Source organism: Pseudomonas sp. SG-MS2 (genome assembly GCF_009933855.1).
Classification (GTDB): Bacteria; Pseudomonadota; Gammaproteobacteria; order Pseudomonadales; family Pseudomonadaceae; genus Aquipseudomonas; species Aquipseudomonas putida_E.
Genome location: NZ_MOMO01000062.1, coordinates 16526 through 35634 on the forward strand (window position 1 = coordinate 16526; position 19109 = coordinate 35634).

General features: G+C 62.6%; 18 protein-coding genes. 8 read left to right on the top strand and 10 right to left on the bottom strand.

The window, feature by feature from the left end:
• Positions 1–49: 49 nt before the first annotated feature.
• The 5 genes from BLX42_RS04505 to BLX42_RS04525 form a co-directional block, all read right to left on the bottom strand.
• Positions 50–1390: a HAMP domain-containing sensor histidine kinase gene (locus tag BLX42_RS04505; RefSeq protein ID WP_046785410.1), complete on the bottom strand. Its 1341-nt coding sequence runs from the start codon at positions 1388–1390 to the stop codon at positions 50–52.
• Positions 1391–1448: 58 nt separating this feature from the next.
• Positions 1449–1865, bottom strand: a complete 417-nt coding sequence (locus BLX42_RS04510) for a Spy/CpxP family protein refolding chaperone (protein WP_161871239.1) — start codon at positions 1863–1865, stop codon at positions 1449–1451.
• A 141-nt stretch (positions 1866–2006) separates the two neighbouring features.
• Entirely contained in the window at positions 2007–2684 is a 678-nt protein-coding gene (locus tag BLX42_RS04515; RefSeq protein ID WP_046785408.1) for a response regulator transcription factor, read from the bottom strand.
• Between the two features lie 78 nt (positions 2685–2762).
• Positions 2763–3062: a YciI family protein gene (locus BLX42_RS04520; RefSeq protein ID WP_039604111.1), complete on the bottom strand. Its 300-nt coding sequence runs from the start codon at positions 3060–3062 to the stop codon at positions 2763–2765.
• 1 nt (position 3063) lies between these two features.
• The gene (locus BLX42_RS04525; protein WP_161871240.1) at positions 3064–3657 is read right to left on the bottom strand and encodes a septation protein A; all 594 of its coding nucleotides are present in this window, start codon (positions 3655–3657) and stop codon (positions 3064–3066) included.
• A 67-nt stretch (positions 3658–3724) separates the two neighbouring features.
• Here BLX42_RS04525 and BLX42_RS04530 point away from each other — a divergent pair, with 67 nt between their 5' ends.
• The 6 genes from BLX42_RS04530 (at position 3725) to BLX42_RS04555 (ending at position 10193) form a co-directional block, all read left to right on the top strand.
• Positions 3725–4585 carry a PHP domain-containing protein gene (locus BLX42_RS04530; protein WP_046785406.1) on the top strand — a complete coding sequence of 287 codons (861 nt, stop codon included), beginning with the start codon at positions 3725–3727 and terminating at the stop codon, positions 4583–4585.
• A 13-nt stretch (positions 4586–4598) separates the two neighbouring features.
• Positions 4599–5228, top strand: a complete 630-nt coding sequence (locus BLX42_RS04535; protein ID WP_039604644.1) for an L-threonylcarbamoyladenylate synthase — start codon at positions 4599–4601, stop codon at positions 5226–5228.
• Positions 5229–5353: 125 nt separating this feature from the next.
• Positions 5354–6079 (top strand): ScpA family protein, encoded by a 726-nt coding sequence (locus tag BLX42_RS04540; protein WP_161871245.1) that lies wholly within the window; start codon positions 5354–5356, stop codon positions 6077–6079.
• Positions 6066–6845, top strand: a complete 780-nt coding sequence (gene scpB / locus BLX42_RS04545; RefSeq protein ID WP_119687585.1) for an SMC-Scp complex subunit ScpB — start codon at positions 6066–6068, stop codon at positions 6843–6845. The genes BLX42_RS04540 and scpB overlap by 14 nt, the downstream gene beginning before the upstream one ends.
• A 227-nt stretch (positions 6846–7072) precedes the next feature.
• Entirely contained in the window at positions 7073–8137 is a 1065-nt protein-coding gene (gene rluB, locus BLX42_RS04550; RefSeq protein WP_046785403.1) for a 23S rRNA pseudouridine(2605) synthase RluB, read from the top strand.
• A 634-nt stretch (positions 8138–8771) separates the two neighbouring features.
• Entirely contained in the window at positions 8772–10193 is a 1422-nt protein-coding gene (locus BLX42_RS04555; protein WP_161871241.1) for an amino acid permease, read from the top strand.
• Positions 10194–10293: 100 nt separating this feature from the next.
• Here BLX42_RS04555 and BLX42_RS04560 read toward each other — a convergent pair whose 3' ends face one another.
• Complete coding sequence (locus tag BLX42_RS04560) at positions 10294–11178, bottom strand: LysR substrate-binding domain-containing protein (protein ID WP_046785402.1); 885 nt, start codon at positions 11176–11178, stop codon at positions 10294–10296.
• 152 nt (positions 11179–11330) lie between these two features.
• Here BLX42_RS04560 and BLX42_RS04565 point away from each other — a divergent pair, with 152 nt between their 5' ends.
• A complete protein-coding gene (locus BLX42_RS04565; RefSeq protein ID WP_119687583.1) occupies positions 11331–14348 on the top strand; it encodes an FAD-binding and (Fe-S)-binding domain-containing protein in 3018 nt (1005 codons plus the stop codon).
• Positions 14349–14434: 86 nt separating this feature from the next.
• Here the strand turns inward: BLX42_RS04565 and BLX42_RS04570 are convergent, their stop codons facing one another.
• The 4 genes from BLX42_RS04570 to phhA all read right to left on the bottom strand — a co-directional run bounded on the left by BLX42_RS04570 (position 14435) and on the right by phhA (position 17239).
• Complete coding sequence (locus tag BLX42_RS04570; RefSeq protein ID WP_046785400.1) at positions 14435–15622, bottom strand: MFS transporter; 1188 nt, start codon at positions 15620–15622, stop codon at positions 14435–14437.
• Between the two features lie 95 nt (positions 15623–15717).
• Complete coding sequence (locus tag BLX42_RS26795) at positions 15718–15843, bottom strand: hypothetical protein (RefSeq protein ID WP_256345817.1); 126 nt, start codon at positions 15841–15843, stop codon at positions 15718–15720.
• 211 nt (positions 15844–16054) lie between these two features.
• Positions 16055–16411, bottom strand: a complete 357-nt coding sequence (locus tag BLX42_RS04575) for a 4a-hydroxytetrahydrobiopterin dehydratase (protein ID WP_039604830.1) — start codon at positions 16409–16411, stop codon at positions 16055–16057.
• A gap of 39 nt (positions 16412–16450) precedes the next feature.
• Positions 16451–17239 carry a phenylalanine 4-monooxygenase gene (gene phhA / locus BLX42_RS04580; protein ID WP_046785399.1) on the bottom strand — a complete coding sequence of 263 codons (789 nt, stop codon included), beginning with the start codon at positions 17237–17239 and terminating at the stop codon, positions 16451–16453.
• A 256-nt stretch (positions 17240–17495) separates the two neighbouring features.
• Here phhA and BLX42_RS04585 point away from each other — a divergent pair, with 256 nt between their 5' ends.
• On the top strand, positions 17496–19055 hold the full coding sequence (locus BLX42_RS04585; protein ID WP_046785398.1) for a sigma-54-dependent phenylalanine hydroxylase transcriptional regulator PhhR: 1560 nt from the start codon (positions 17496–17498) through the stop codon (positions 19053–19055).
• Positions 19056–19109 lie beyond the last annotated feature (54 nt).

Genomic DNA, 19109 nt, shown 5'->3' on the forward strand with positions numbered 1-19109 from the left:
GTGGGAGCCGGCTTGCCGGCGATTGGGCTGCAGCGCAGCCCTCTCGGATTCAACTGCCAATCTCCACTTCCAGCGGCAATTCCAGCCGGGCGACAAAACCGCCCTGTGGGTGGTTCTCCAGTACCAGCCTCCCGCCATGGCGCTCCGCCGCCTTGCGCGCAATCGCCAGCCCCAGGCCATGCCCGGGTGCTTCCTGCCCGGGGGCACGGAAGAACGGCTCACCCAGCTGCGCCAGGTGCTCCGCCGACACCCCCGGCCCATGGTCACGCACACTCACGACGATGCGCCCCTGCTCGCGCCCGGCGCGCACCTCGATCGGCTGCCCCTGCGGATTGAAACGCAAGGCGTTGCGCAGCAAATTGTCCACGGCACGTTCGATCAGCGTCGGCCAGCCTTGCAAGGTCAAGCCCGGTTGCGCCTCCAGCCGAACGTCCTGCTCCGGTGCGCTGAGCTGTGCGTCCTTGCGCACGCTGCCCAGCAGGGCGTTGAGGTCGACCGTTTCGGCGTGAGACTGCTCAGCATCGACCCGGGCCAGCGTCAGAATTTCGCTGATCAGGTCTTCCAGCCGGTCACATTCGCGGGTCAGACGCGGCCACAAGGCTTGGCGCTGCTCGGCTTCAGCCCGTTCGGCAAGCGCCAGGGCGATGCGCAGACGCGCCAGCGGTGAGCGCAGTTCGTGGGAAACGTCGCGCAGCAACTGGCGCTGGCTGCCGATCAGGCTCTGCAAGCGGGCACCCATCTTGTTGAAGTCCTTGGCCAGCACGCCGAACTCATCACGCCGTGCAGCCAGGCGCGCCAAGCTGTTTTGCTGGTAGCTGGCCTGGCCAAGGTCGTGCACCGCACTGCGCAGGCGGCTCAGCGGGCGGGTGATGGACAGGGTCACCAGCAGGCTGAACAGGGTCAGCACCACCAGGGCTATGCCCAGGGCGCTCAGGGGCCAGAGCAGGCTCTCGCGGTGCCAGGCGTCCAGTTCCGGGTGCGGAATACGGTAGATCAGCAGGTACGTCTCACCGCTTTCGGGGCTGGTGTATTCCTCGGTCAGGCGACGCCAGGGCAGGCGGCGCTCGTCATTGTGCTGGCGTGCCTCGAAGGCTGCGGCGCGGCGCGGGAAGGTACCGGGTACCACGGCCTCGCCACTGTCGTCGAGCACCTGTACATCGATCTTGAAGCGCTGCTTGCGTCGTTCGAGAAAATGCTGAGCCGACGCCAGGCCTTCGTGTTCATAGTGCTTGACCCAACGGCTGGCGAGCGTACTGAGACCGGGGTGGCGGCTGAGTATCCAGGCATCCTGGTTGAGCATATGGCCCAGCAGGATCGACAGGCCTGCGACCAGGGTGATAGCCAGCCAGAAACTGGCCAGGATGCGCCAGAACAGAGAACGCAAGAGCACCTCCTAAACGGGAAAAGCCCGGCGCGCTTGTGGGCGGGCCGGGCATTGGTGGGACAGCTTACTGGGCCTTGCCGGCTTTTTCAGCTTTCCAGGCCTGGAATTCCTTCCATTCAGCCTTGCGTGCTTCACGCGCTTTTTGCAGTTCGTCGAACTTCTTCTGCTGCTCTGGCTTGAGCAGGGCACGGACCTGGCTATCGGTCTTGTCGCGGCTGGCTTTCAGTTCGTCCTTCATGGCCTTCTGGTCCGCTGCCGGCAGTTTGGCCAGGTAGCGTTCGGTGATGTCGCGGCGGTTTTTCATCTGGTCGCCCATCAGCTTGCCAATCTGCTGGCGCTGGTCGCGGCTCAGGTCCAGCTGGGCGTAAGGCGCGTCACCGCGATGATGCGGGCCGTCGTGACGCGGGCCGCCTTCAGGCATGGCCATGGCCACGGTCGGCAGGGCAGCGGCGAACATCAGGGCGATCAAGGTCTTGCGCATGGTGTCTCTCCTGTCATGGGCCGGTGGTTACCGGATGAGCTCAGTCTAGGGAGATCAAGGTCAAGCGCAGTCAGCGAACGGTAAAGGCTGGGTAAAGAAAGCGCTGCGAGCTGCGAGCTGCGAGCTTGCAGCAGCCCCTGCCTACAGGCTGTAGTAGTAGCCGCGGCTACGCAGTGCGACGATGCGCGGGCGGCCGTCGGCGTGCGGGCCGACCTTCTTGCGCAGGTTGCTGACGTGCATGTCCAGGCTGCGATCGTAAAGGGTCAGCTTGCGGCCCAGGCCGATCTGCGCAAGCTCCTGCTTGTCCAGCGGCTCGCCTGGCTGGCGCAGCAGAGCTTCGAGGATACGGCTTTCAGACAGGGTAAGGGTCATCTCGCGGCCATCGATGCTGACCACGCCGCGCACGGGGCTGAAGGCCAGGTCGCCGATCTCCACCTGTGTAGTGGTAGCGGTCGGGTGGCTGCGGCGCAGCACTGCGCGCAAGCGGGCGGTCAGCTCACGCGGGTCGCAGGGCTTGGCCAGGTAATCGTCAGCGCCCAGTTCCAGGCCGAGAATGCGGTCCAGCGGCTCGCCGCGGGCCGACAACATCAGCACCGGCAGCTCTGCATGGTCGCTGCGCAGCTGTTTGAGCAGCTCAAGGCCGCTACCGTCAGGCAGCATCACGTCGAGCACTACCGCTGCCGGTGCATGTTCGGCCAACGCTCGGCGCGCGCTCTGGCCATCATGGCAGGCGCGGACGGCAAAACCTTCCTGGGTCAGCCAGCTGCCGAGCAGCTCGCAGAGTTCCTGGTCATCATCAATCAGTAACAGCTCGCTCATGACTCACTCAATTCAAATCGACGGCGTCTGACGCGCTCGCCAGTGGCAAAGATACCGCAGACGCCGACAATTTATCGATCAGGGCAAGACTTGCTTGAAAGGTTTGACGATGACCTGGTCGTAAACGCCCGCTGCAATGTACGGGTCGGCATCGGCCCAGGCCTGGGCAGCGCTGAGGGAATCGAACTCGGCGACGATCAGGCTGCCGCTGAAACCGGCTTCACCCGGGTCGTTGCTGTCGATGGCCGGGTGCGGGCCGGCCAGTACCACGCGGCCTTCGCTTTGCAGCTGCTTGAGGCGTTCGATGTGCGCCGGGCGTGCGGCCAGGCGTTTTTCCAGGGAATTTGCGACGTCGCTGGCAATGATGGCGTAAAGCATGTCAATCCTTGGTTTTGGAGGTAGACGGAGTGTCGTGCAGGTGGCGCGACAGGTACACGCCCTGCGCCACCAGGAATATCACGGTCATGCCCAGGCTGCCGAAGACTTTGAAGTCGACCCAGAACTCCTGGAAGGTGAAGGCGACGAACAGGTTGGCCGCGCCACAGAACAGGAAAAATGCGATCCAGGCCAGGTTGAGTCGGGTCCAGATGGCATCGGGCAGGGTCAGGGCGTGGCCCATGATGCGCTTGATCAGCACCCGGTCCCCGATGAAGTGGCTGCCGGCAAAGCCCAGGGCGAACAGCCAGTTGACCACCGGCGCCTTCCACTTGAGGAAGGTCTCGCTATGGAAGGTCAGGGTCAGGCCGCCGAATACCAGGCAGGCGACCAGCGTCAGCCATTGGCCTTTCTCCAGCCTGCGCTGGCGCAGGAACAGCGCGCCATACACCACCAGCGAGCTGATGATCAGCATCGCCGTGGCGCTATAGATACCGCCGAATTCGAAGCTGTGCCCTGCCACTTCCATGGGGCGGGGGTCGAGCTTGTAGACGATGAAGAACAGTAGCAGCGGGATGAAATCGATGAATTGTTTCACAATGGCAGCCAGAATCGGGATGTGGCGGCATAATAACAAACATCGAATCCAGCGGTAGCGCTCCTCTATGAATGTTGATCTGCACTGTCACAGCACGGCCTCCGACGGCGCCCTGGCGCCCGCGGTCCTGGTCGCCCGGGCCCAGGAGCACGGGGTGCAGACGTTGGCACTGACCGACCATGACACCCTTGAGGGCCTGCCCGAGGCCCGCCAGGCCTGCGTCGAACGGGGCATGCGCTGGGTCAGCGGGGTGGAGCTTTCGTGCACGTGGGGGGGCGCGACCATCCATGTACTGGGGTATGACTTCCCGCTTGAAGCCCCGCCGCTGCTCGAAGCGATCGAATCCCTGCACCGTGGCCGCTGGCTGCGCGCCGAGGAAATCGACAAACGGCTGGCGGCCAAGGGCATGCCAGGTACCCTCGAGGGTGCCCGCGCCGTGCAGCAGGAGTTGGGCGACAGCGGTAACGCACCGGCACGGCCGCATTTTGCCGAGCACCTGGTGCGCGCAGGCCACGTCAAAGACCGTGGTGAAGCGTTTCGCAAGTGGTTGGGGGCCGGCAAGCTGGGTGACGTCAAGCTGCATTGGCCGACGCTCGAGGAAACCGTTGCCACATTGCGCCAGTCCAACGCCTGGGTGAGCCTGGCCCATCCAATGCACTACGATCTGACCCGCAGCAAGCGCAGGCGCCTGATTGCCGACTATATTCAGGCAGGTGGGCAGGCGCTTGAAGTGGTCAATGGGATGATGCCTGCCGAGCAGGTGGGCACGATGTCCATCCTCACTCGTGAGTTCGGCCTGCTGGCAAGCGCTGGCAGCGATTTCCACGGCCCCGGCACCTGGGGCGAGATCGGTGCCTACCGGCCATTGCCTGAGGATCTGCCACCTCTGTGGCGCCGATTCAGCCATGAACAACCTATGGCGATATGAACAGGAAGACTTCGTGAGCCAATTTTTCCAGATTCATCCGGAGAACCCCCAGCCGCGGCTGATTCGCCAGGCGGTGGAAATCATCCGCAAGGGCGGTGTGGTCGTCTATCCGACCGACTCGGCCTACGCACTGGGGTGCCAGATCGGTGACAAGGCAGCGATCGAGAGGGTTCGGCGTCTGCGCGGTTTGGACAAGACCCACAATTTCACCCTGATGTGCTGCGACATGTCGCAGTTGGGCCTGTACGCGAAGGTCGACACCGGCACTTTCCGTCTTCTCAAGGCGCATGTGCCCGGCCCCTACACGTTCATCCTCAATGGCACCCGCGAGGTACCGCGGCTGTTGCTGCACGAGAAGCGTCGCACCATCGGCCTGCGGGTTCCGGACCACGGCATCACTCTGGCACTGCTGGCAGAGTTGGGTGAGCCGCTGATGAGCGTGAGCCTGATCCTGCCCGGTGATACCGAGCCGATGACCGACCCCTATGAAATTCGCGAGCGCCTGGAGCATCACGTGGACCTGGTCATCGACGGCGGTTTCGGCGATCTGAAGGCCTCGACCATCATCGACCTGTCTGGCGACGAGCCCGAACTGATCCGCGAAGGTTGCGGCGACCCCACGCCATTTCTGGTCAACGCGTGAGCCAGATGGAGATACCCGAGGCTGCGGCCATCGAAGCCGAACTGCCTCAACAATTGCAGTTGGCCCTGGTTTACGGCGAAGCCCTGACCGAGATGCCGGTGGACCTTTACATTCCACCGGACGCGCTGGAGGTCATCCTCGAGGCCTTCGAAGGCCCGCTCGACCTGCTGCTTTATCTGATCCGCAAGCAGAACATCGACATTCTTGACATTCCCGTGGCGGAGATTACCCGCCAGTACATGGGGTACGTCGAGTTGATGAAAAGCGTGCGCCTGGAGTTGGCCGCCGAATACCTGGTGATGGCTGCCATGCTCGCCGAGATAAAGTCGCGCATGTTGCTGCCACGTTCCGCCGAGGTCGAGGAGGAGGAAGGCGACCCGCGTGCCGAGCTTATCCGCCGCCTGCAGGAGTACGAGCGTTTCAAGGCTGCGGCCGAAGGCATCGACGAACTGCCGCGGGTTGGCCGTGACGTCGTGGTGCCGCGCCTTGAGGCGCCCCAGGCCAAGGTGCGCAAGCTGTTGCCCCAGGTCAGCCTGGAAGAGTTGCTGGTTTCGATGGCCGAGGTCATGCGCCGCAACGACCTGTTCGAAAGCCACCAGATCACCCGTGAGACGCTGTCTACCCGCGAGCGCATGAGCGAAGTGCTCGAACGGCTGAAGGGGGGCGGCTTCGTGCCTTTCGTGGAGCTGTTCACGGCTGAGGAAGGCAAGCTGGGTGTGGTGGTCACCTTCATGGCAATTCTCGAGCTGGTGAAGGAATCACTGATCGAACTGGTGCAGAATGAGCCTTTCGCCGCGATCCATGTCCGGGTGCGTGCCGAGTCTGTCGAAGAACCTGATGAATCTGAATGAACCCCGCGACCTGGCGTCGCTGATCGAGGCGTTTCTGCTTGCCTCAGGCAAACCGCAATCTCTTGAACGGCTGTACGAGCTGTTCGAGGAGGCCGAGCGCCCTGAGCCGAAGGTATTCAAGAAAGCCTTGGACGTGCTCGGCAAATCCTGCAGTGGTCGGGCCTTCGAGCTCAAGGAAGTGGCCAGCGGCTATCGCCTGCAGATTCGCGACAATTTCGCGCCGTGGGTGGGCCGCCTGTGGGAAGAGCGCCCGCAGCGCTATTCCCGTGCGCTGCTCGAAACCATGGCCTTGATCGCTTACCGCCAGCCCATCACCCGCGGCGAGATCGAGGACGTGCGGGGTGTTGCGGTCAACAGCAACATCATCAAGACCCTGATGGAGCGTGAGTGGATCCGGGTAGTTGGCCACCGCGAGGTCCCTGGGCGGCCGGCGATGTTCGCCACCACCAAGGCGTTTCTCGATCATTTCAACCTCAAGAGCCTGGACGAGTTGCCGGCCTTGGCCGAGCTGCGCGAAATGGAGCCGGAGCCGTTGCTGGACCCGGATGATGCACCGGTGCCAGCGCATTTGCAGGCGTTGGCCGATGCCAGCCTGGCCGACGAGGAGGCGGTCGCCGAACCTAAGGAGGAGACGAGCTTCCGTAGCCTGCTGGTGGAACTGGATGCGATGGAGGAGGGGCTCAAGACCGATTTCGATGATTTGCCAGAGGAAGATGCGCCAGAGCCTGAGGTCGCGGTTGAGGATCAAAACAAGGTGCAGCCCTGAGACTTGGGCGCCGGGATTACAGGTGCTGCGCGGCCTTGTGGGCGCCGGCTTGGCAGCGATGAGGCAGGCCCTTTCATTACAAAACCACTGGGCAGAAAACCACTCCACCCCCTGAAAACCCTCTAAGCTCCAGTGCGTTCCCCTTTGGAACCGCGTATGATGCGCGACCTTTTGGCGCGTTCGTCGCCAGAACCTCTGTTTTCATTCCTACACCGGGAGGTGCCCAGATGAGTGAGCAAGACCTGCAAAATACCGAAATCACCCCGCCAGCCGGCGAAAAGCTGCAGAAAGTGCTGGCGCGCATCGGCGTGGGTTCGCGCCGTGACGTCGAAGCCTGGATCAGCCAGGGCCGCATCAAGGTCAATGGCGTCGCGGCCACCCTCGGCCAGCGCGTCGACCTTCACGATGCCATCGCTGTCGACGGCAAGCTGATCAAGCGCGAAGAGGCCGCCGAGGCCACGCGCCGGGTGATCATGTACAACAAGCCCGATGGCGAGATCTGCACCCGTGACGACCCGGAAGGCCGCCCGACCGTGTTCGACCGCCTGCCGCGGCCGAAGGAAGGCCGCTGGATCAACATTGGCCGACTCGACATCAACACCACCGGTCTGCTGCTGTTCACCACCGACGGTGAACTGGCCAACCGCCTGATGCACCCGTCCTACGAGATGGACCGCGAATACGCGGTGCGTGTGCGTGGCGAGGTCGACGACGAGATGATCGAACGCCTGAAGGCGGGCGTGATGCTTGAAGACGGCCCGGCCAAGTTCACCGACATCCAGAAGGCCCCGGGTGGTGAAGGTTTCAACCACTGGTACCACTGCGTGGTGATGGAAGGCCGCAACCGTGAGGTGCGCCGCCTGTGGGAATCCCAGGGCATGGTGGTCAGCCGCCTCAAGCGCGTGCGTTTTGGCCCGGTGTTCCTCAACTCCGATCTGCCGATGGGCCGCTGGCGTGAAATGACCCAGGGCGAAATCGACATCCTGGCCGCTGAAGTGGGCCTGCAGCCGGTGGCGCTGCCTGCCATGAACCTCAAGGCCAAAGACAAGATGGAGCGCCTGCAGCGCAAGTCGACCCGGCCCATGGGGCGTAGCGAGCGTGTGCGCAGCCTGCGCCCGGCGCAGGAAGCCGCAGCTGCCGAGCGTCCGGCTCGCCAGCCGCGTGAAGAAGCGCCACGCAAAGGCAGCCGCGGCAGTGCGGTGGCTGAGCGTCCAAGCGAGATGCGCAAGCGCCCGGCCAAGCCCGACGGTGACAAGCCGGCAGGGCGTGGTCGCGGCAAACCGCGTGGCTGATCGGCTCAGGCCGTGATCAAAACGCCAGCCTTCGGGCTGGCTTTTTTTCTTGTGCAGTTTTGTGTGGGCCTCACCGCGCGCCAAGATGTTGAAGAAAAAGAATTTTTCGGACGACTGGCAAGTTTTCAAACCGCCCTGTAAAGAAAACTGTACGAATTGCCCCGGTTTCTCTTGCTGGGCACCTTCTCTGTAAACAGATCTTGCCGCTCCCGCAGGTCAAGAGCCCCGCCTGCGCCGCCAGCCCTATTGCTCAACCCCCCGTCCCACGCTGATATAGCGACCATTGCCGTGTGCAAAAGCCCGTCCGAAGAGCCGGGCCTATAGAACAACAAATGGAGGCGCCATGTACGCCGATCACTCCGCCTTTCAGGGCTTCCTACCACAGGATCGCTGCGTTTTTTCCGAGGAAACGACGCAACGCGTTGACGCCTGCGCGCTTGCAGGGGTATACAGTGCGCCGCGTTTTACCTGTGACCCTCTTGCGTACCGCGCACTCTTGCTCACACCTGGCTGATCCGCTGCGGCGGCGACTGTGTTCAAGAAACCAAGGTAACCACCTTGCCCATTCCGCTGCGCCACGAGCGCGGTGGGTCCGATTCCGTCACAGATAAAAACAATGCAGGTGACTTCGTTCATGAGTGAACACAACATGCATTCAGGCGAGCTCAAGCGGGGCCTGAAGAACCGCCACATCCAGTTGATCGCCCTTGGCGGCGCGATTGGTACCGGCCTGTTCCTTGGCTCGGCAGGCGTGATGAAATCCGCCGGCCCGTCGATGATCCTGGGCTACGCCATCTGCGGCTTCATCGCCTTCATGATCATGCGCCAGCTTGGTGAGATGATCGTCGAAGAGCCGGTGGCCGGTTCGTTCAGCCACTTTGCCCATAAGTACTGGGGCGGTTTCGCCGGTTTCATGTCGGGCTGGAACTGCTGGGTGCTGTACATCCTGGTGGGCATGTCGGAGCTGACGGCGGTCGGCAAGTACATTCACTACTGGTGGCCGGAGATCCCGACGTGGGTCACGGCAGCGGGCTTCTTCCTGCTGATCAACGTCATCAACCTCATGAACGTGAAGGTGTTCGGCGAAGCCGAGTTCTGGTTCGCCATCATCAAGGTCGCGGCCATCGTCGGCATGATCGGCCTGGGCGCCTACCTACTGACCAGCGGCAGCGGCGGCCCCGAGGCTTCGGTGACCAACCTGTGGGCGCATGGGGGCTTCTTCCCGCATGGTGTCAGCGGCCTGGTCATGGCGCTGGCGTTCATCATGTTCTCCTTCGGGGGGCTGGAAATGCTCGGCTTCACTGCAGCCGAAGCAGACAAGCCGAGAACCGTGATCCCCAAGGCCATCAACCAGGTCATCTACCGCATCCTGATCTTCTACATCGGTGCGCTGGTCGTTCTGCTGTCGCTGACCCCGTGGGACAGCCTGGTCGCCAGCATCGATGCTTCTGGCGGCAGCTACGGTAGCAGCCCGTTCGTTCAGGTGTTCTCGCTGCTGGGCAGCGATGTGGCCGCCCACCTGTTGAACTTCGTGGTCCTGACGGCGGCACTGTCGGTGTACAACAGTGGTACCTACTGCAATGCCCGCATGCTGCTGGGCATGGCCGAGCAAGGTGATGCCCCCGCAGCCCTGGCCAAGGTCGACAAGCGCGGCGTGCCGGTGCGTTCGATCCTGGTGTCGGCAGCCGTTACCCTGATTGCCGTGCTGCTCAACTACTTCATGCCGCATGATGCGCTGGAGCTGCTGATGTCGCTGGTCGTGGCGACCCTGGTGATCAACTGGGCCATGATCAGTTACTCGCACCTGAAGTTCCGCCAGCACTTGGACCGCACCGGCCAGAAGCCGCTGTTCAAGGCCCTGTGGTACCCCTATGGCAACTACATCTGCCTGGCATTCGTGGTACTGATCCTGGGCATCATGCTGCAAATCCCGGGCATTCAGGTTTCGGTGTATGCCATTCCGGTGTGGGTGCTGGTGATGTTCGTCTTCTACATCATCAAGTCCAAGCGTCGTGAGCTGGGCAATGGCGCAGCAGCCGGCACCGCTACCAAGTAAGCGCAGCGGGCGGTGAACGAAACCCGATGTCATATGGCTGGCATCGGGTTTTTTATGCGCCGCCTCGCCGGCGACAGGGTCTGTGAACGCAGGAAAGCACTCAGATCTGCTCGAGCAACCAGCCACGAAACGCCCGCAGCGAGGGCAACGCTTCGTTCCTTGGCGGATAGATCAGGTAATAGCTGCGCTGGCTGGCGAACGCCGTACCAGGGCTGAACAGCTCGCCCTTGGCCAGCTCCTCGTCCACCAGTATCCGCGGCACCAAGCCGATGCCGATCCCTGCACGTACCGCCTGGATCAGGTGTGACGTCAGCTCGAAACTCGGCCCCAGGCGCATCGCCCGGTGCGGCAGACCATGGTGTGAAAACCACTCGCCCCAGGCATGTGGATTGTTGGCAACGTTGAGCAGCACCTCGGCGCTGATACGTGCCGGGTCCCAACCCTGGCCGTCGATGTTGGCTTGCGGTGGCAGGATCACCACCAGTTCCTCGGCATGCAGCCGATGGCAGATCAGCCCCGGCAGGTCATGGCTGGCCACGCCGATGGCGGCATCGATCTCGCTGGTGTCGAAGTTGATCGCTTCGATCCGCGAATGAATATGCACCAGCATGCCCGGGTGGGCGCTGTAGAAGGCATGCAGGCGCGGCAGCAGCCACTTGGAGCCGAAGGTGGGCAAGGTGGCCAGGCGCAGCGTGCCGACCCCGGACTGGTAAGCCAGGGCCTGCAAGGTGGCGCTGCGGATGCGGCCCAAGGCTTCGCTGAGCTCGCGCTGGTACAGCCGGCCCACGTCGGTGAGCTGTACCTGGCGGCCTTCGCGGCGGAACAGGGTCAGCCCGAGTTGCTGTTCCAGCGCCTGCACCTGGCGGCTGACCGCGCTCTGGGTCAGGGACAGTTCGGCAGCTGCGCGGGTGTAGCTTTCATGCCGGGCGGCAGCCTCGAAAGCCAGCAGCAATGACATGGAGGGTGTGAGGTGGCGGTAATTCATTCATAAAAGTCATTGATAGCGGCAGGATTATCCGTTTGCCCCTGGGGCGAAACTACAGGAACATTGGCCTATTCGTCATCCTGGCATGGCTCAACCCATGCCAGGGCGACAGGATTCCCGTGAATTAGCCCATATCAAGAGGCCATCCTTCGATGATCGCCCAGCTGCCGACCACTGCGCCGACCGCCGCCTACCCAGAATTCCTCGAAGCCCTGCGCAGCAGCGGCTTCCGTGGCCAGATCAGCGCCGATTACGGTACCCGTACCGTGCTGGCTACCGACAACTCCATCTACCAGCGCCTGCCCCAGGCGGCGGTGTTCCCGCTGGACGCCGACGATGTGGCGCGGGTGGCCGCGCTGATGGGCGAAGAACGCTTCCAGCAGGTCAAACTGACCCCGCGCGGTGGCGGCACCGGCACCAATGGCCAATCGCTGACCGACGGTATCGTGGTCGACCTGTCGCGGCACATGAACACCATCCTCGAAATCAATGTCCAGGAGCGTTGGGTGAGGGTGCAGGCTGGCGTGGTCAAGGACCAGCTCAATGCCGCGCTCAAGCCGCACGGGCTGTTCTTTGCGCCTGAACTGTCCACCTCCAACCGCGCTACCGTTGGCGGCATGATCAACACCGACGCCAGCGGCCAGGGCAGTTGCACCTACGGCAAGACCCGCGATCACGTGCTGGAACTGCACAGCGTGCTGCTCGGTGGCGAGCGCCTGCACAGCCTGCCGATCGACGACGCTGCACTGGAGCAGGCTTGTGCTGCGCCCGGTCGGGTGGGTGAGGTCTATCGGACTGCCCGCGAAATTCAGGAAACCCAGGCCGAGCTGATCGAAACCACCTTCCCCAAGCTCAACCGGTGCCTGACCGGCTACGACCTGGCGCACCTGCGCGACGAACAGGGCCGCTTCAACCTCAACAGTGTGCTATGCGGCGCCGAGGGTTCGTTGGGTTATGTGGTCGAAGCCAAGCTCAACGTGCTGCCGATTCCCAAGTATGCCGTGCTGGTCAACGTCCGCTACACCAGCTTCATGGACGCGCTGCGCGATGCCAATGCGCTGATGGCGCACAAGCCGCTGTCGATCGAGACGGTGGACTCCAAGGTGCTGATGCTGGCGATGAAAGACATCGTCTGGCACAGCGTTGCCGAGTACTTCCCGGCCGACCCTGAGCGCCCCACGCTGGGTATCAACCTGGTGGAGTTCTGTGGCGATGAGCCGGCCGAGGTCAATGCTCGGGTTGAAGCCTTCATCGACCATCTGCAGCGCGACACCAGTGTCGAGCGCCTGGGCCATACCCTGGCCGAAGGGGCCGAGGCCGTGACTCGGGTCTACACCATGCGCAAGCGTTCGGTGGGCCTGTTGGGCAACGTCGAGGGCGAGGTGCGCCCGCAACCTTTCGTTGAAGATACCGCAGTGCCGCCGGAGCAACTGGCCGACTACATTGCCGATTTCCGCGCGCTGCTGGACGGCTATGGCCTGGCCTACGGCATGTTTGGCCACGTCGACGCCGGCGTGCTGCACGTACGCCCGGCACTGGACATGAAAGACCCCGCCCAGGCGGCACTGGTCAAGCCGATTTCCGACGCCGTGGCGGCGTTGACCAAACGCTACGGCGGGCTGCTGTGGGGCGAGCATGGCAAAGGGCTGCGTTCGGAATATGTGCCGGAGTACTTCGGTGAGCTGTATCCGGCGTTGCAGCGGCTCAAAGGTGCCTTCGACCCGCGCAACCAGCTCAACCCCGGCAAGATCTGCACCCCGCCAGGCAGCGCCGAAGGGTTGACCAGGGTCGATGGCGTAACCTTGCGTGGCGACCTCGACCGTACCATCGACGAGCGTGTATGGCAGGACTTCGGCAGTGCCGTGCACTGCAACGGCAATGGTGCTTGCTACAACTATGACCCCAATGACGCCATGTGCCCCTCGTGGAAGGCTACCCGTGAGCGCCAGCATTCGCCCAAGGGGCGCGCCTCGTTGATGCGCGAATGGCTGCGCCTGCAGGGTGAGGCGAACATCGATGTGCTGGCTGCGGCGCGCAACAAGGTGTCCTGGCTCAAGGGGCTGCCGGCACGGCTGCGCAACAACCGTGCACGCAATCAGGGCCAGGAAGACTTTTCCCATGAGGTCTACGACGCCATGGCCGGCTGCCTGGCGTGCAAGTCATGTGCAGGCCAGTGCCCGATCAAGGTCAATGTGCCGGACTTCCGCTCGCGTTTCCTCGAGCTGTACCACGGTCGCTACCAGCGCCCGCTGCGTGATTACCTGATCGGTTCGCTGGAATTCAGCATCCCCTACCTGGCCCATGCACCGGGGCTGTACAACGCGGTGATGGGGTCGAAGTGGGTCAGCAGTTTGTTGGCGGACAAGGTCGGCATGGTCGACAGCCCGCTGATCAGCCGCTTCAACTTCCAGTCCACCCTCACGCGCTGCCGGGTTGGCGTGGCCAGTGTGCCGGCGCTGCGTGAACTGACCCCGGCCCAGCGCGAGCGCAGCATCGTGCTGGTGCAGGATGCCTTCACCCGTTACTTCGAGACACCACTGCTGGCCGCCTTCATCGAGCTGGCCCATCGCCTGGGCCACCGCGTGTTCCTGGCGCCTTACAGTGCCAATGGCAAGCCGCTGCACGTGCAGGGCTTTTTGGGGGCTTTTGCCAAGGCGGCAATCCGTAATGCCACCCAGCTCAAGGCCCTGGCCGACTGTGGTGTACCGCTGGTGGGCCTGGACCCTGCCATGACCCTGGTCTACCGCCAGGAGTACCAGAAGGTGCCGGGCCTGGAGGGCTGCCCGAAGGTGTTGCTGCCCCAGGAATGGCTGATGGATGTGCTGCCCGAACAGGCGCACGCCGCGCCCGGCAACTTCCGCCTGATGGCGCACTGCACCGAGAAGACCAACGTGCCGGCCAGTACCCGCCAATGGGAGCAGGTGTTCGCGCGCCTGGGCCTGAAGTTGGTGACCGAGGCCACGGGGTGCTGCGGCATGTCCGGTACCTACGGGCATGAGGCGCGTAACCAGGAGACGTCGCGGACCATCTTCGAACAGTCCTGGGCGACCAAGCTGGACAAGGAGGGCGAGGCCCTGGCAACCGGTTATTCGTGCCGTAGCCAGGTCAAGCGCATGACCGAGCGGCAGATGCGTCATCCGCTGGAAGTGGTGTTGCAGTACGCCCGCTGAAACAAGACCGCTCCTGCAGAGGTACGCGGTTACCCGTAGGAGCGGCCTCGTGTCGCGAAAGGGGTGCGTAGCGCCCCCCCATGCGCTCAAATATGCCTGAAACGCCGCGCCTGACGGTACAGGTACAGGCTCAACACCAGCCCGCAGCACGCCGCCGCTGCCGCAAACAGAAACATCGAAGCAAACCCGAACCCCGACGCCACCGCGCCCACCAGTGGCCCGGTAATGCCCAGCGACAGGTCGATGAACAGCGAGTATGCCCCCACCGCCGCCCCGCGGTTGGCTGCCGAAACCTGATTCACCGCTTCCACGCCCAGCGCCGGGAACACCAGTGAGAAGCCGAAGCCACTGAGCGCCGCTCCGGCCAAGGCGAGTTCTGCGCTGGGTGCCAGCCACAGCATCAGCAGGCCCAGTGTCTCGACCGACAAGCACACGATCGCCACCCTGAACCCGCCAATCCTGTTGATGAGATTGCCGAACAGCAGCCGCGCACAGATGAAGCTGGCACCGAACAGGCTCAGGGTCAGTGCTGCATTCGCCCAGCCACGGCTGGCGTAGTACAGGGTAATGAAGGTGGCGATGGTGCCAAAGCCGATCGAGCCCAAAGCCAGCCCCGAACCATGCGGGAACACTTTGCCCAGCACCCGCAGAAACGGCATACGCACGCCGCTGACAATCGGCGCAGCGCGTTTTGGCCATGCCAGCAGCAGGCCTATCGCGCATAGCAGGATGATGCTCACCCCCATGCTCCACAGCCCCAGGTGCTTTACCATCAGCACGCCCAGTGGGGCACCGATGGCCAGCGCACCATAGCTGGCGATCCCGTTCCAGGAGATGACTTTAGCGGTGTTTTCAGCGCCGACCCGGCCAATCCCCCAGCCTATCGAACCCGAGCCCACCAGGCTTTCTGCACTGCCCAGTACCAGGCGGCCGACCAACAGGCAGGCCAGGCTCAGCCAAGGCAGGTGGGTGAGGAAGGCGCAGGCGAGCATGAAAACACCACTCAGGCCGCAACCGGCGAGGCCATACATGACGGCTTTCTTGCTGCCCAGGTTGTCGATGATGCGGCTGGCTGTGGGGCGGCTGAGCAGGGTGGCGAGGTATTGCACACTGATCACCAAGCCGGCGACGACGGTGCTGAAGCCCAGGTCGTTGTGCACGTAGCCAGGCAGCACGGCGAGGGGGATGCCGATGTTCAGGTAGCCGATGAAGGTGAACAGGACGATGGAGACGACTTGCAGGGTGACCGCAAGGGGGCGCGGTGAGTCGGGCATGGGGGCCTACGTGGCAGAAGTTCTGGACGGTGTGAAAACGTGATGACAGCGGTAGTCCGAAAGTCAGCCGTTTTCACACAGTCGGGGATGCGCGGTTATTCCTGGTCAGCGCTGGATTGATCGTCGCCATCCTCGACGGCAGGCGCCGGTTCGGAGTGAGCGGCAACGGTTTGCTCTTCGGGGTTCAGGCTTGGGAAGGGAAGATTCGGGATTTCGTGCATCTCGTCGTTCCTCGCAAGTGTGAGTCAAAAGGCTGCGCCAGGCGCGTTTGGAGCTTCGCAAAGCTGAGGCAGGATACACAAGTCTGGATGACAGTTTGTAATTTTTCCCGGTCGCTTGTCGGTTTTGCGGGCGGATACCGGACATTTTCCTGACACAACAAGGCCGCTGCGCGCCCCGCGAACAGGGCGCGCAGCGGCCTTTTGCAACGTGTTACTTGCGCCCTTCAGCGGTATCGGCAACCTTGTCGGTCCGCGCGCACATGATGAAGTCGTTGCGGTGCAGGCCCTTGATGGAGTGGCTCCACCAAGTCACGGTGACCTTGCCCCATTCGGTCAGCAGGCCTGGGTGATGGCCTTCGGCTTCAGCGATTTCGCCAACTGCGTTGGTGAATGCCAGGGCATGCTTGAAGTTCTTGAACAGGAACACGCGCTCCAGCTCCATATGGCCGTCACGTACTTCGATGTTCCAGTCCGGTATCTCGCGGATGAGTTCGGCCAGTTCCTCGTCGGTGACTTTCGGCGCATCGGCGCGGCAGGCTTCGCAGTGGGCTTGGTTCAAGGCATTCATGAGGTGTTTTCCGATTCGAGTTGTTGTCGGCAAGGTCGCTCAGGCGGCGACCTTGGGTGGAAACTTCGGCGCATGCAGCCCCAGCTGCATGGCTTGCTGGACCATGCCCATGATGTCTTCGTGGGCCAGGTCGAACAGGCGCTTGAGGTTCGGTAGCACGAAATACAGGGGCTGCAGGATGTCGATACGGTAGGGGGTGCGCATGGCCTCGATCGGGTCGAAGGCCTGGTGCTCCGGCTCACCGGACAGACTGTAGACGGTTTCTTTTGGCGAAGAGAGGATGCCGCCGCCATAGATCTTGCAGCCTTGTGCGGTCTCCATCAGGCCGAACTCAATGGTCATCCAGTACAGGCGCGCCAGGTACACGCGCTGTTCCTTGGTCGCGGCCAGGCCCAGCTTGCCATAGGTGTGGGTGAACTCGGCGAACCAGGGGTTGGTCAGCAGCGGGCAGTGGCCGAAGATCTCGTGGAAGATGTCCGGTTCCTGCAGGTAATCCAGCTCTTGTGGGGTGCGGATGAACGTGGCGACCGGGAAGCGTTTGCTGGCCAGCAGCTCGAAGAAGGTCTGGAAGGGGATCAGTGCCGGCACACGGGCAACCTGCCAACCGGTGGTGGTGCCCAGCACTTTGTTGATCTCGCCCAGTTGCGGAATGCGGTCATGGGGCAGCTTGAGCTGATCGATGCCATCCAGGTACTCCTGGCATGCCCGGCCTTCGATGACTTTCAGCTGGCGGGTGATCAGCGTGTTCCATACCGCATGCTCTTGCTGCGGGTAGTCGATGAAGCCTTGCGCATCGGGCTCGCGCGCCACGTATTGCGTCTGTTTCATGTGGCTCTCCTGGTGAGGGCTTTTATTGTTATGTCCACGACATACCTAAGAAATATCCCTTCATCTGCCCGATTGCACGCGGTGTCAGAACGCCTGAACTGCAGTTTCAAGGTGTTTTTCGTAACGATAATTTTACAAACATGGCAGCATCGCGGAAAATTCGGTGTGTCGAGCTGGCCCTTGCTGTGTTTTTGTCAGCTTTTCTTTACGAATATTATGCGGCCGGTTTAAAAACCTCGCCGCTTCGAGAGCTTTCATGCGTATCAAAGTGCATTGCCAGAACCGCATCGGCATCCTTCGCGACATCCTCAACCTGTTGGTGGAGTACGGTATCAACGTGCTCCGTGGTGAGGTCGGTGGCGACCATGGCAATGCCATCTACCTGCATTGCCCGAACCTGATAAATCTGCAGTTCCAGGCTCTACGCCCGAAATTCGAGTCCATCGCCGGGGTCTTCGGGGTCAAGCGCGTCGGCCTGATGCCCAGTGAGCGACGGCACATGGAGCTCAACGCGCTGCTGGGGGCGCTGGATTTCCCGGTGCTGTCGGTCGACATGGGCGGCAGCATCGTCGCCGCCAACCGCACCGCCGCGCAGTTGCTGGGCGTGAGGGTCGACGAGGTGCCGGGCATCCCATTGGCGCGCTATGTCGAGGACTTCGACCTGCCGGAACTGGTGCGGGCCAACAAATCGCGAATCAATGGCCTGCGGGTCAAGGTCAAAGGTGACATTTTTCTGGCCGACATCGCACCTTTGCAGTCCGAGCATGACGACAGCGAGGCATTGGCTGGCGCGGTGTTGACCCTGCACCGTGCCGACCGCATCGGCGAGCGCATCTATAACGTGCGCAAGCAGGAGCTGCGCGGTTTCGACAGCATCTTCCAAAGCTCGCGTGTGATGGCGGCGGTGGTGCGTGAGGCGCGGCGCATGGCGCCGCTGGATGCGCCGTTGCTGATCGAAGGCGAGACAGGTACCGGCAAGGAGCTGCTGGCGCGTGCCTGCCACCTGGCCAGCCCGCGGGGGCAGGCGCCTTTGATGGCCCTCAATTGTGCCGGCCTGCCAGAGTCCATGGCGGAAACCGAGCTGTTCGGTTATGGCCCCGGTGCGTTCGAGGGCGCGCGCGCCGAAGGCAAACTGGGCCTGCTGGAGTTGACCGCTGGTGGGACACTGTTCCTCGATGGGGTGGGGGAGATGAGCCCTCGCCTGCAGGTGAAGCTGCTGCGCTTTCTGCAGGACGGCTGCTTCCGTCGTGTAGGCAGTGATGAGGAGGTGTACCTGGATGTACGGGTGATCTGCGCAACCCAGGTGGACCTTTCCGAATTGTGCGCTCGGGGCGAATTCCGCCAGGACCTGTACCATCGCCTCAATGTGTTGTCGTTGCACATACCGCCGTTGCGCGAGTGCATGGACGGCCTGGAGGGGTTGGTGCAGCACTTTCTCGATCAGGCCAGCCGGCAGATTGGTTGTGCCCTGCCGCGCCTGGCGCCTGCGGCGATGGACAAACTGGCGCACTACCATTGGCCGGGCAATGTCCGGCAACTGGAAAACGTATTGTTCCAGGCGGTATCGCTGTGCGAAGGCGGAATAGTGAAAGGCGAGCATATCCGCCTGCCGGATTACGGCGTGCGGCAACCCTTGGGTGAATTTACCCTTGAAGGTGATCTTTCGCAGATTGTCGGGCGCTTTGAAAAGGCTGTACTGGAAAGTCTGATCGGAGAATATCCAAGTAGCCGGGCGCTGGGCAAGCGATTGGGTGTTTCACATACAACCATTGCCAACAAGTTGCGGGATTATTCGTTGGGCAAGTCGAATGAATGACGGAGTGGCGGGTGGATTAAACTCAACACTGTTCATCGTGGGATGGGTGACGAA